This window comes from Actinomadura bangladeshensis, assembly GCF_004348335.1.
Classification (GTDB): domain Bacteria; phylum Actinomycetota; class Actinomycetes; order Streptosporangiales; family Streptosporangiaceae; genus Spirillospora; species Spirillospora bangladeshensis.
In genome coordinates this window covers 1-12,929 of the sequence record NZ_SMJW01000224.1, presented here as the reverse complement: position 1 = coordinate 12,929, position 12,929 = coordinate 1, and the positions used below count along the sequence as shown (strand labels likewise).

General features: G+C 73.9%; 11 protein-coding genes. 5 read left to right on the top strand and 6 right to left on the bottom strand.

The annotated features are described in order from the left end of the window. The coding region (locus E1284_RS31410; RefSeq protein ID WP_131943784.1) for a TIR domain-containing protein at nt 1-1,579 on the bottom strand (1,579 nt) is incomplete at its 3' end. A gap of 92 nt (nt 1,580-1,671) precedes the next feature. On the opposite strand from E1284_RS31410, the gene E1284_RS31405 reads away from it, so the two are divergent. Continuing rightward, on the top strand, nt 1,672-2,895 hold the full coding sequence (locus E1284_RS31405) for an ArsB/NhaD family transporter (RefSeq protein WP_424923513.1): 1,224 nt from the start codon (nt 1,672-1,674) through the stop codon (nt 2,893-2,895). Nucleotides 2,896-2,919: 24 nt separating this feature from the next. Here E1284_RS31405 and E1284_RS31400 read toward each other — a convergent pair whose 3' ends face one another. The 3 genes from E1284_RS31400 to E1284_RS31390 are packed head-to-tail and all read right to left on the bottom strand — an operon-like array spanning nt 2,920 to nt 5,525. After that, entirely contained in the window at nt 2,920-3,804 is an 885-nt protein-coding gene (locus E1284_RS31400) for an inositol monophosphatase family protein (protein ID WP_131943782.1), read from the bottom strand. Between the two features lie 30 nt (nt 3,805-3,834). Next, on the bottom strand, nt 3,835-4,515 hold the full coding sequence (locus E1284_RS31395; protein WP_131943781.1) for a hypothetical protein: 681 nt from the start codon (nt 4,513-4,515) through the stop codon (nt 3,835-3,837). Then, entirely contained in the window at nt 4,512-5,525 is a 1,014-nt protein-coding gene (locus tag E1284_RS31390) for a hypothetical protein (protein WP_131943780.1), read from the bottom strand. The genes E1284_RS31395 and E1284_RS31390 overlap by 4 nt, the downstream gene beginning before the upstream one ends. Before the next feature lie 200 nt (nt 5,526-5,725). Here E1284_RS31390 and E1284_RS31385 point away from each other — a divergent pair, with 200 nt between their 5' ends. The 3 genes from E1284_RS31385 (at nt 5,726) to E1284_RS31375 (ending at nt 9,387) form a co-directional block, all read left to right on the top strand. After that, nucleotides 5,726-6,889, top strand: a complete 1,164-nt coding sequence (locus E1284_RS31385; RefSeq protein WP_131943779.1) for a sensor histidine kinase — start codon at nt 5,726-5,728, stop codon at nt 6,887-6,889. A gap of 81 nt (nt 6,890-6,970) precedes the next feature. Further along, nucleotides 6,971-9,100: an excinuclease ABC subunit UvrB gene (uvrB, locus tag E1284_RS31380; RefSeq protein WP_131943778.1), complete on the top strand. Its 2,130-nt coding sequence runs from the start codon at nt 6,971-6,973 to the stop codon at nt 9,098-9,100. A gap of 50 nt (nt 9,101-9,150) precedes the next feature. Next, complete coding sequence (locus tag E1284_RS31375; RefSeq protein WP_207924056.1) at nt 9,151-9,387, top strand: hypothetical protein; 237 nt, start codon at nt 9,151-9,153, stop codon at nt 9,385-9,387. 70 nt (nt 9,388-9,457) lie between these two features. Here E1284_RS31375 and E1284_RS31370 read toward each other — a convergent pair whose 3' ends face one another. Both E1284_RS31370 and E1284_RS31365 read right to left on the bottom strand, forming a co-directional pair. Continuing rightward, nucleotides 9,458-10,117, bottom strand: a complete 660-nt coding sequence (locus E1284_RS31370) for a response regulator (protein ID WP_165965504.1) — start codon at nt 10,115-10,117, stop codon at nt 9,458-9,460. After that, nucleotides 10,114-11,259, bottom strand: a complete 1,146-nt coding sequence (locus tag E1284_RS31365; RefSeq protein ID WP_131943776.1) for a sensor histidine kinase — start codon at nt 11,257-11,259, stop codon at nt 10,114-10,116. The genes E1284_RS31370 and E1284_RS31365 overlap by 4 nt, the downstream gene beginning before the upstream one ends. A 222-nt stretch (nt 11,260-11,481) precedes the next feature. Between E1284_RS31365 and E1284_RS31360 the strand changes: the two genes are divergently transcribed. Next, the coding region (locus E1284_RS31360; protein ID WP_131943775.1) for an MFS transporter at nt 11,482-12,929 on the top strand (1,448 nt) is incomplete at its 3' end.

The following is a 12,929-nucleotide window of genomic DNA, read 5'->3' as shown; positions in this document are numbered from 1 at the left end:
GTTCCGGGGCGGGCGGTGCGGGCGGGGTCTGCGCGCGCAGCGGCGGGAACGTTCCGCCGACGCTCGACCAGGACCTGCCGAGGCGTTCGGGGCCGCGCCGGCCGGCGTCCTCGGGGATCCAGCGCTCCAGGCCGTCGCGGTCCACGACGACGGTCTGGTGGCGGCCCGGGCCGAGGGCGGGGACGGACGGGACGCCCCGGCCGCCGAGCAGCGGGACTGCGCCGAACTCCGACTCGGTGCCCTGGAAGAACAGGTTGACGTGGCCGCCGAGCAGCATCTCCACCGTCTCCGGGTCGCGCAGGGCGCCCGGCTCGCCGGCGATGGGCGTGTGCTCCACGGCGGCCAGCCGGAGCCAGCCCTCGTCCTCGAAGTGGCGGAGCCGCTCGTTGAACCAGGCGGCCTGCGCCCGGCCCACCCGGCCGTACCGGTCCTCCTCGCGGTGGGTCTGCGGCAGCGTCGAGTTGAGGCCGGCGACCACGACCCGCAGGTCCGGGACGGGGAACAGCGTCCACGGCTGCGCGCTGTCGAAGATCAGCGCGTCGATGCCCTGGTAGAACTCCTTGAACAGGCCCGCGTAGTGCCGCCATTTCGGCCAGTACGGCGGCTGCGGCTCGATGTCGTCGGCCTCGCAGCTGGAGAAGTACGCCTGGCAGGCGGCGCGGGTGACGTCGTGGGTGCCCGGCACGACCACGACGCGCTGCGCCTCCAGGCCGAGCAGGGCGCGCAGGCTCGTCAGGAACGACAGCGCCTCCGCGAACTCCCGGCGGCTGCCCGAGTGGGTGAGGTTGCCGGTGACGACCAGCAGGTCGGGGCGCGGCACGCCGGAGTCGGCGAGGCGGGTGACATCGCTCCAGACGCGGTCCTGCAGCTCGGCCGCCGTCGTCGGCTCGCCGGGCTCGGCGAGCGTCCGGCCGAACCGGGGCCCCGAGACGTGCAGGACGCTCAGCCGCTCGCGGGCCTCGGGCCCGCCGCCCGCCGCCGGGAACGCCGGCGCCGCCACCGGCGCCCGCCGCGCGGGGCGGTCCCCGACCGGCTCCTGCGGCCCGCCGGGCTCCTCCAGGCGGCCCGGCAGCACGCCGCCGCCCGGCGGCGCGGACGCGCCGCCGGGGAACCCGGGGCCGCTGAGGGGCCGCGCGTGCCCGGCGAGGGCCTCCTGGATGCGCCGCATCAGCAGCCCGCGCGCGTCGTCGGGGTCGTCGACGCCGACGAGGTCCACGTAGGTGATCGTGGACAGCAGCCCGTCGATCGGGCAGTCCTCGATGCGGACGGTGACGAGCTTGCGGGCCGGGTCGTCGGGGTCGGCCCGCAGCGCCGCCATCCACTCCAGGCGCCCGTACCGGGAGCGCAGGTAGTTGCGCGACAGCACCGCCACGACCGCCTTGGCCTCCGACAGGCCCCGGTCCATGAAGTCGATGAAGTTGGTCCCCGGGACGAAGTCCCATGCCTGCATCATCGTCCGGTGCCCGGCGGCCTCCAGCTGCCAGGCGATCCAGGACGCCCACCGCTCGTCCGCGGGGGAGTAGCTGATGAAGAAGTCGGTCGGGCGCTCCTGCCTTGGACGGCCGCCGGGGGGAGTCATGCCGCCAGTATCGCGCGGCGCGGCCCGGAATCCAGCGTGCCGGGCCGTGATCGGATCTTGGCGTCCGGGCCCGTTATGGGATCATGGCGGCCGTGCCGCCCCCGATGCAGACCCTGCGCCGCGCCGCCGGCTCGCTGGGCGTTCTCGACTGGGTCCGCATCGGGGTCCTCGCGGCGGGGCTCGTGTTCGTCGCCACCGGGCTGCTGCCCGCCGGCACGGCGCGGGCCAGTATCGGACGCATCGCGCCGCTGCTGCTGTTCCTGTTCAGCGTGATCGTCCTGGCGGAGCTGACCAAGGAGGCCGGGGTCTTCGACGCGATCGCGCAGCGGATGGCGCGGGCGGGCCGGGGGAACTACGCCGCCCTGTTCCTGCTGTGCGTGGCGTTCGCGTCGGCCACCACGATCTTCCTCAACCTGGACACGACCGCCGTGCTGCTCACACCGGTCATGCTGGCGCTGGCGGCGCGCGCGCGGATCGCGACCCTGCCGCTCGCCATGACGACGGTGTGGCTCGCCAACACCGCGAGCGTCCTGCTGCCGGTGTCCAACCTGACGAACCTGCTCGCCGCCGACCGGGTGGCGCTGGAGACCCGCGCGTTCGCGGCGCGCATGTGGGCGCCGCAACTAGCCGTCCTGGCCGTGACCATGGCGCTGCTGTGGGCGTTCTACTGGCGCCGGCGCATGCGCGGCGAGGACTCCTACGACCCGCCCGACCCCGCGCCCGTCCGCGACCGCGTGCTGTTCTCCGCCACCGCGGTCGCCTGCCTGCTGTTCATCGGCGCGATCCTCGCCGGGGTGCACACCGGGATCCAGCTCGGCATCGCCGCGGCCGTCGCCGCCGCCGTGGCCGTCGCCGCCTTCGCCGTGCGCGACCGGTCGGCGCTGCGCCCCGCGCTCGTCCCGTGGCAGCTCCTGGTGTTCGTGACCGGGCTGTTCCTGGTCGTCCCCACCCTCGAACGGTTCGGGCTGGACGATGTGATGCGGGCCTTCGTCGGCCACGACGGCGATGCCGCGGGGGCCTTCCGGGCGGCGTTCTCCGGGGCCGGGCTGTCGAACGTCCTCAACAACCTTCCCGCCTATGTGGCGGGGGAGTCGGCCGTACCGCCGTCGAACAAGGACCAGCTCCTCTCCCTGCTCATCGGGACGAACGTGGGGCCCGTCATCACCCCGTGGGGGTCGCTCGCCACGCTGCTGTGGTTCGAGTGGTGCCGGCGGTGGGACGTGCGCGTGCCGATGCGCAAGTTCGTGCTCACGGGGACCGTCCTGGCCGTCGTGGGCTGCGCTGTCTCCGTCGGGGCGCTGCTGCTGACCGAGTGAGCGCCCCGAAGCCCGGTGAGCGCTCTAGAAGGCGGCGGGGAAGCCGCCGCCGGGCACGGTGATCGCCGTCGTGGTCTCCAGGAGGCGGTCCAGGAGGTCGGGGCGCGCGGCCACGAAACCCAGCTCGGACGCCGGGCGGTCGATGCCCAGCTCGTACGGGCCGCCGTCCAGGCGGCGGAACTCCGCGCCCGCCTCGGCGGCCAGCAGCGCCCCGGCGGGCAGATCCACGATCTCGGGCAGGTAGCCGACGATGCCGTCGATGTCGCCGCGCGCGAGCATCGTCCAGGCGACCAGCGGCGCCCACAGCTGGAGGATGCGCGCGCACCGCTTCTCCAGGGCCGTGCGCAGGGCGAACGCCACCAGATCGTCCGACTCGACCTGATGCCCCTGCGTCCACGCCAGGACGGGGTTGTCCGCCCGTCCCGGCCGCGGGTGCTCGGGCAGCCTCAGGAGGGCTCCGTCCGGCCCCAGCGTCCCCTTGCCGCGAATCGCCGACCACGTCCGGCCGGAGACCGGGTCGTGGACGACGCCCAAGACCGGCTCGGCGCGCGCGCACAGCGCCAGGCCCACCGCGTACACGGCCATGCCGATCGCCACGTTGTTGGTTCCGTCGAGCGGGTCGACGAGCCACACCATCTCCTCGCCCGGCGCCCCCTCCAGGACACCGGACTCCTCCGCGATGATGCGGTGCGCGGGGTACGCGGCCCGCAGCCGCCCGAGGATCAGCTCCTCGGCGGCCGTGTCCAGCGCCGTCACCACGTCCCCGCCCGTGCCCTTCTGCCGGACGTCCAGGGGGCCGCTCGCACCGGCGCTGAGCAGGGCGCCCGCGGCCTCGGCGGCGTCCACCGCCACGCCGCGGGCCTCGGAGAGATCGACCGGAAGGGCCGCTGACGGGGTGGTGGGTCTCATCGGGCCTCTCCAGTCGGGTCCGGCGGCGGCCTACCGGCGCGCCGAGCAGTGGGCGGCGGCGATCCTGCGCGCGGAACGCCGCAGAGCGCGCTCGGTGTCGGCTTGATCGGAACGGGTGCGGTGCATGCGGTGCGAGGGCGTGTCCAGGGGGCCGAGGGACAGGTCGCCCCCGCCCGGCGTCTGGCGGCCCAGCGCGACCGTGGCCGCGTCCTGGCCGTCCTCGATGAGGGTGCTGTGGAACACGCCCGCGGGCAGGGTGTACGACTCGCCGGTCCGGTGGGCGGTGGATCCGCCGGGGGAGCAGTGGACGGCGCGTCCGGTCGCCCTGAGCTCGTCCACGTCGCCGTGGCTGACGACCTCGAAGATCTGCTGCGGCGCCCTGCCCCGGGCCTCCTCCACGTCCATCCGGACGTTCCGCACCGTCCCGTACAGGACGAAGCTGAGCAGCTCCCAGCTGTGGCAGTGCACCGGCGACGTGGTGGACGAGGCCGGCCGCACCTCCGGCGTCCAGATGTGCAGGCACACGCCGAGATCGCCGCTGCGCTCCACCGGCAGGCACAGGAACCCCAGCGGGTGGCGCACAGCCGGGACGGGCGGCGCGCCCGCCGCGAGGCCCTCCAGGACCTCGTCGAGGACGCGCCCCGCCCACGCCGGCAGCGTCCGCGCCGCCGTCCCGGCGCGGATCACCTCGCGGATCTCCTCGTACCTCACTCGTAGGGGTCCTTCGCTCGCAGCGCCTTGCGGATGATCTCGATGACGTCCCGGTCGGTGTAGCCGGACGCGAGGTCGATGCCGATCACCTCGAAGAGCTTGCGGACCTCCTCGACGGTCGGCTCCTCGTCCAGCGGCGCCAGCCTCGCCTGCTCCACCGGGACCCGGCGCGCCTGGTCCAGGCTGGTCTGCAACTCCGCGCTCACCCAGCTGTAGTAGAACTTCGTGCTGTCGACGACCAGCGCCTCGCCGCGCGGGTCGTCGCGCGTCACGACCAGCCGGGACGCGGCGAGATCGTAGCGGAGCGTGGTCATGGTCCGCGCCAGGCCGATGTCGATGTCGAGCATCGCGAACCGCTGCTTGTGCCAGCACGCCGCGAGGATCGTCGCGTACGCCTCCTTGCGGGTGCGCTCCAGCGTCCACGGCTCGCCCGTCGCGTCCGGGCCGTCCGACACCGAGCGGCGGTGGCGCGCGTACGCCTCGCACACCTCCACGTTGGTGGGGTCGAGGATCTCCAGCCTGAACAGCAGCGTGCGCCGCTCCCTGCGCGCCGCCGCCACGCACTCGGGCAGCGTCCGCGCGCGGATGTAGGTGCCCGTCCCGCCCTTGAAGAACCAGCGGTCGGTGTCGCGGCGGGCCTCCTCCAGGACGTGCGCGACCTGCGCGCCGCCGATGACGCGGACGACCGTGGTCTCGTCCAGGGCGCGCTTGGTGTCGGACAGGACGTCCTCGAACGCCTCGATGCGGGTCAGCTTGGCGCTCAGCTCGCCGAGCGTGCCCGACGACGACCGCAGCGTGTCGCGGACCTCCGCCTCGACCGGGATGCGCCGCCCCCGGTCCCGCAGCACCGACGTCGCCAGCAGGCCGATCACGGCGAGGATCCCGCTGTTGGTGATCTCGTTCTCGTTCGGCAGGTTCACCCCGAGCCCCAGCACCGCGACCACCACCGCCAGGACCAGCGCGATCACGGCGTCGGCGTTCTGCCCGAGCCAGTTGGTGAAGCGGGTCATGATCGGCTGGCACCCCGTCCCTGGTCGGCGTCCTCGGCGGTGCCGGAGACGTTCACGGGGCGTACGGGAGCGGGCCCGCGAACGGCATGGTCGGCGCCGTCATCGTAACCGCAGGGCCTGGACCGCGGAAAAGCCCCGCAGGTAAGGGGTTCGTCGACTTGCGCGACATGGCGTCCCTTCGCCCGCTATAGGCTCTTCGCATGCACGTGCGGGGCCGGTGGGCGGGCGCGTTGGCGAGGGCATGGCCGACCCGCCGCTCACGCGCGCTCGACATCTTCCTCGCCGTGTCCCTGGCCGCCGGCGACTCGGTGTTCCTGTGGTTCGCCGACCAGCGGTTCTGGCTGCCGCCGTCCGTCGTGTCGGCGTGCAGCGCCGTCCTCGGCCTGACGCTGATCGTGCGGCGCGTCCACCCCGTCGGCCTCGCCGTGTTCGCGGTCGTCTTCTCGACAGTGACCGGGGCGGGCGCCTTCGCTGGCCTGATCATCCTTTACTCCCTGGCCGCGTACGCGTCGTCCCGCCGGACGGTCCTGACGATCGCCGTCCTCGGCTATGCCGCCGCTCTGGCGTTCCCGGGGCCGACGGCGAGGACCGAGAACTTCGCCGCGCAGGCCGTCTTCGGCATCGCGTTCATCGCCGTCCCCGTGCTGCTCGGCCTCTACATGGGCGCGCGCAAGCAGCTCCTTGCATCGCTCCAGGAGCGCGCGGCGCGGCTCGAACGCGAACAGCACCTCCTCGCGGAGCGCGCGCGGGGAGAGGAACGCACCCGTATCGCGCGGGAGATGCACGACGTGGTCGCCAACCGGATCAGCGTGATGGTTGTCCACGCGGGCGCCCTCAAGGCGATCGCCGGCCGCGACCCCGTCCGCGCCGCCGAGACCGCCACCGTCATCGGCGACATGGGGCGGCAGGCGCTGGAGGAGCTGCGGCACGTCGTCGGGGTGCTGCGCCAGGGCGAGGAGGCCCTGCCCCAGGAGGCGGTGACGCTCGCCCACGTCCGGGAGCTGGTCGGCCAGTCCGGTGCCGCCGGCCTCCGCGTCGACCTGGCGGTGCGCGGCGCGGAGCGCCCCATGCCCTACGCAGTGGGACGGACGGTCTACCGCCTCGTCCAGGAGGCCCTCACCAACGTGCACAAGCACGCGGGGGCCGCCGACACCCGCGTCGCCCTCGGCCTGCTGCCCGAGGCCATCGAGGTGGAGATCGTCAACGACCCGCCGACCGCCCGGCCCGAGCACCGGCTGCCGAGCGGCGGGAACGGCCTGGTCGGGCTGCGCGAGCGCGTGCACGCCCTCGGCGGCAGCTTCGAGGCGGGGCCCCGCGAGGGCGGCTACGCCGTCCGGGCCCGGCTGCCGCTGCCCGCGTCCTGACCGGCGCGGCCGTGGAATGTCGCACCCCCCGAATACAGTTGGCAGGGAAGCAGGGAGTACGCCGGAGCAGGGGGAGAGCCGATGCGCCCAGTCACCGACCTGCGGCGCCGCGTAGCGCCGTTCGAGGTCGTCACCGAGATGACGCCGTCCGGCGACCAGCCGCAGGCCATCGCCGAGCTGACCGCCCGCGTCCAGGGCGGCGACCGGGACGCGGTGCTGCTCGGCGCCACCGGCACCGGCAAGACCGCTACGATCGCGTGGCTGGTGGAGAAGCTGCAGCGGCCGGTCCTGGTCATGCAGCCGAACAAGACCCTCGCCGCGCAGTTCGCCAACGAGCTGCGCGAGATGATGCCGCACAACGCCGTCGAGTACTTCGTGTCGTACTACGACTACTACCAGCCCGAGGCGTACATCCCGCAGACCGACACCTACATCGAGAAGGACTCCTCGATCAACGACGAGGTCGACCGGCTGCGGCACTCGGCGACCAACTCGCTGCTCACCCGCCGCGACACCGTCGTCGTCGCGTCGGTGTCCTGCATCTACGGCCTCGGCACCCCGCAGGAGTACGTCGACCGGATGGTCCGGCTGCACGTCGGCCAGGAGATCGAGCGCGACGACCTGCTCCGCCAGCTCGTCGGCATGCAGTACACCCGCAACGACCTCGCGTTCACCCGCGGCACGTTCCGCGTCCGGGGCGACACCATCGAGATCATCCCGCAGTACGAGGAGCTCGCCGTCCGCATCGAGATGTTCGGCGACGAGATCGAGAAGCTCGCCACCCTGCACCCGCTCACCGGCGAGCTGATCACCGAGGACGACGAGCTGTACGTCTTCCCCGCCTCGCACTACGTCGCCGGCCCCGAGCGCATGGAGCGGGCCATCCGCGACATCGAGGCCGAGCTGGAGGAGACCCTCGCCGTGATGGAGCGGCAGGGCAAGATGCTGGAGGCGCAGCGGCTGCGCATGCGCACCACCTACGACATCGAGATGATGCGGCAGGTCGGCACCTGCTCCGGCATCGAGAACTACTCCCGCCACATCGACGGCCGCGGCGCCGGCACCGCGCCCAACACACTCCTCGACTACTTCCCGGAGGACTTCCTCCTCGTCATCGACGAGTCGCACCAGACCGTCCCGCAGATCGGCGCGATGTACGAGGGCGACGCGTCCCGCAAGCGGATGCTGGTCGAGCACGGGTTCCGGCTGCCGTCCGCGATGGACAACCGGCCGCTGAAGTGGGAGGAGTTCCTCGACCGCATCGGCCAGACCGTCTACCTGTCGGCGACCCCCGGCAGCTACGAGATGAACCGGGTCAAGGGCGACGTCGTCGAGCAGGTCATCCGCCCGACCGGCCTCATCGACCCCGAGATCGTCGTGAAGCCCACCAAGGGCCAGATCGACGACCTCATCCACGAGATCCGCGAGCGCACCGAGCGGGACGAGCGCGTCCTCGTCACCACGCTCACCAAGAAGATGGCCGAGGACCTCACCGACTACCTCCTCGAACTCGGCATCCAGGTCCGCTACCTGCACAGCGAGGTCGACACGCTGCGCCGCATCGAGTTGCTGCGCGAGCTGCGCGCCGGCGAGTTCGACGTCCTGGTCGGCATCAACCTGCTCCGCGAGGGCCTCGACCTGCCCGAGGTGTCCCTGGTCGCGATCCTGGACGCCGACAAGGAGGGCTTCCTGCGCTCGGAGACCTCCCTCATCCAGACGATCGGCCGCGCGGCCCGCAACGTGTCCGGCCAGGTCCACATGTACGCCGACACGGTCACCCCGTCGATGGAGCGCGCGATCGACGAGACCAACCGGCGCCGCGCCAAGCAGCAGGCCTACAACACCGAGCACGGCATCGAGCCGACGGCGCTCCGCAAGCGCATCGCCGACATCCTCGACTCCCTCGCCCGCGAGGACGCCGACACCGAGACGCTGATCGGCGGCGCAGGCCGCCAGCAGTCCCGCGGCAAGGCCCCCGTCCCCGGCCTCGCGTCCCGGACGGCGTCCCGTTCGGGGGAGGTCGGCCGGCACGCCGCCGACCTGGTCGGCGAGCGCCCCCGCGAGGAACTGGAGGCGCTCATCGAGCAGATGACCGCCCAGATGCACCAGGCCGCCACCGACCTGCAGTTCGAGCTCGCCGCCCGCCTCCGCGACGAGATCAAGGAGCTCAAGCGCGAACTCCGCGACATGAAGGAGGCCGGCGTCAAGTAGCCGTCCCCCGCCCGGCCCGCGTCTCACTTTTCCGCAGGCACACTGTCCCGATGGACGCAGGAATCGCCGCCCTCCTCGGCGCCGCCCTCGGCTCCCTGACGACGCTCGGCGCGGCCGTCGTCAACGGCAGGGCCCAGGCCAGGACGCAGTTCGCGCAGTGGCGCCGGCAGCATCGCCGCGACGCCTACGCCGCCTACCTCGGCGCCCTCCACGAGCGCGACATCGCCATGGACGCCGTCCTGGAGGCGCTGCGCACGGACGCCCCCGACCTCGCCGGCACGGATTGAGCAGCGCCGCCGGCGCGGCGGCATGGCCGACACGACCCGGTGGCCGGATGCCGGGCCGCCCGGCGCGCGCTCAGGCGCGGCGGGGGGTCACCAGGCCCGATTCGTAGGCGTAGACGACGAGCTGGGCGCGGTCCCTGGCGCCCAGCTTGGTCATCGACCGGCTGACGTGCGTCTTGGCGGTGGTCGGGCTGATCACCATGTGGGCGGCGATCTCGTCGTTGGACAGGCCGCGCGCGACCAGCGCGGTGACCTCGCGTTCGCGGTTGGTCAGGACGTCGAGCGCGCCGGGCGCGGGCTCGGGGCGGCGGGCGACGTACTCGCCGATCAGCCGGCGGGTGATCGCGGGGGACAGCAGGGCGTCGCCGCGGGCGGCGACCCGGACGCCCTGCAGCAGGTCGGCGGGCTCGGTGTCCTTGACCATGAAGCCGCAGGCGCCCGCGCGCAGCGCGTTGAAGACGTACTCGTCGAGGCCGTAGTTGGTGAGGATCACGACGTGGACGCCGCGCAGCCGCTCGTCGGCGGCGATCAGCCGGGTCGCCTCGATGCCGTCCATCACCGGCATCTGGATGTCGATGAGGGCGACGTCGGGCCGGTGCCGGGCGGCGAGCGCGACGCCCTGCTCGCCGTCCGCGGCCTCGGCCACCACCTCGAAGTCGTCCTCGATCTCCAGCAGGGCGCGGAAGCCGCCGCGGATGAGCGCCTGGTCGTCCACCAGCAGCACGCGGATCACGCCGCTCCTCCGAGCGGCAGCTCGGCGCACACGCTGAAGCCGCCCACGGGGCGGGGCTCGGCGCGCAGCCGGCCGCCGAGCGCCGCGACGCGCTCGCGCATGCCGAGCAGGCCCGTGCCGGGGACGGGCGGCGCGTCCGGGTCGGCGCCGCCGTCGTCGTCGACCCGCACGACCAGCCCGTCGCCGGTGAAGTCGATGCGCACCGCGGCGGCGGCCCCGCCCGCGTGCCGGGAGACGTTGGTGAGGGCCTCCTGGACGATCCGGTACGCGGCCCGGTCGACCTCGGCGGGCAGGTCCCGGCGGGCACCGGAGATCGTCACCGTGGCGGGCAGCCCGGTCGAGCGGGCCCGTTCGACCAGGTCGTCGAGGCGGTCGAGGCCGCTGGCCCCGTCCGCTCCGCCGGCGGCGCCGCCCGGGTCGCGCAGCACCTCCAGGGTGGCGCGCAGCTCGCGCATGGCGTCGCCGCTCGCCTCCTGGACGGCCAGCAGCGCGGGCGGCACCTCCTCGCCGCGCCGGCGCGCCACGTGGACGGCCACCCCGGCCTGCACCTTGATGATCGAGATGCTGTGGGTGAGCGAGTCGTGCAACTCGCGGGCGATGCGCAGCCGCTCCTCGCCCGCGCGGCGCAGCGCCGCCTCCTCGCGGGTGCGCTCGGCCTCGGCGGCGCGCCGCTCGGCCTCCTCCAGGTACGCCTGCCGTGCCCGGGCCACCGCCGCCGCCCCGAACGCGGCCACGAACCAGCCGAGCAGCAGCGAGGTGTTCTCCAGGTCCTCCAGGGCGCCGCCGGAACCGGGCAGGTTCACCGCCAGGTCGGCGCCGAGGAAGGCCGCGGCCGCCAGTGCCGGAGCCGCCCGGCGGCCGGCCTGGACCGCGACGAACACCGCCACCAGGACGGGGAAGACGGCCGACGGGCCCGGCTGGACGTGCACCACCACCGCGAGCATGCAGACCGTGCTGACGAGCAGTGTCACCAGCGGCGCCCGCTCCCGGAGGGTGAGGGCGAGGCAGCCGGCGAGGACGAGCACGACGTCCGCGGCGCCCGCGCCCGGAGCGGCGATGACGAAGACCGTGGGCAGGACGGCCACGACGACGGCGCGCAGGGCGTCCAGGGCGAGCGGCCGCCACCTGCCGATGAAGCTCATCTGCGTAGATTATGGCGTTCTTCGGGCCGGGTGCCTCCGCCGAACGTCGCAAGTGAGCACTACTCCCGGGGAAGTAGACGGGCGGATGCTGCTTCCCCGGTGCCGCCCGGAGGTGTCTTCCCTCGCAGGACGACCGGCGACCGGCCCGAAGCCCACGATGTCCGGCATGCACACGATCCGAGACAACGACGGAAGCCGTCACGCGACCCTCGGGGGGCCGCGATGACGGTCAGGGAGAGGGAGCCGGCGGGCAGGAAATCGGCGGGCAGGAAATCGGCGGGCAGGGCGCCGGTCGCCGCACCGGACGCCCGGCCGGGGCTCGTCCTCGCCGCGGTGGCCGTCGTGCAGTTCATGGTGTCGCTGGACCTGTCGGTCGTGAACGTCGGGCTCCCGCGGATCGGCGCCGGCCTCGGCTTCGGCGCGGTGGGCGTGACCTGGGTGATCCACGCCTACGCGCTCACCTTCGGCGGGCTGCTCCTGCTCGGCGGCAAGGCCGCCGACCGGTACGGGCGCAAGCGGGTGCTGCTGCTCGGGCTCGGCCTGTTCGGCATCGCGTCCCTCGCCGGGGGGTTCGCGCAGGAGCCCGCCCACCTGGTCGCCGCCCGCGCCGCGCAGGGCGTCGGCGCCGCCGCGCTGGCCCCGGCCGCGCTGGCGCTGCTGACCGAGGCGTTCCCCGGGGGCCGGGCCCGCGTCCGGGCCTTCGGGATCTGGAGCGCGACGAACGCCGCCGGCGGCGCCTTCGGCGTCCTCATCGGCGGCGTGCTCACCGAGTACGCGAGCTGGCGCTGGGTGATGTTCGTGAACGTGCCGATGGCCGCCGCCGCGCTGGCCATGGCCTGGCGGGGCGTCACCGCCGCGCCCGCTCCCGCGCCCGGCGGACGCCCGGACGTGCTCGGCGGCGTCCTCGCCACGGGCGGGCTGACGCTGCTGGTGTTCGGGGTCGTCCGCACCGACCGGTACTCGTGGACGTCGCCCGTCACCGTGACGGTCCTGGCGGCCGCCGCGGCGCTGCTCGTCGCGTTCGTCCTCGTCGAGCGGGGGACGTCCCGCGATCCGCTGGTGCGGCTGGCTCTGTTCGGCAACCGCTCGGTGGCCGGGGCCAACGCCTACAACCTGCTGGTCGGCGCCGCCCTGGCCTCGTCCTTCTACTTCATCTCGCTCTACCTGCAGCGGGTGCTCGGCCATGGCGCGGCGCTGACCGGGGTCATGTTCCTGCCGTTCGCCCTGGGGGTGATCGCCGGCTCCGTGCTCGCCGTCAAACTCGGCTACCGCCTCGCTCCCCGGACGCTGCTGGCCCTGGGCGCGGCGCTGACCGGGGTCGGTTTCGCCTGGTTCGGCCTGATCAGCGCGGACGGCGGCTACGCCACCGACGTCCTCGGGCCCTCGATCGTCGGCAGCGTCGGCTTCGGGCTCTGCCTCGGGCCGCTCGTCGCCGCCGCCACCGCGGGCGTCGCGCCGGGCGAGACCGGTGTCGCCTCGGGGCTGCTCAACAGCTCCCGCCAGATCGGCGCGTCGCTCGGGCTGGCGGCCCTCGGCACCGCCGCCCATGACCGCACCGGCCGCACCGTCACGCCCGCGACCCTCAACGACGGGTACGCGCTCGGGCTGACCCTCGGCGCCGTCCTGCTCGCCGCCGCCGTCCTCGTCGCCCTCACCGTCCTGCCCCGGAC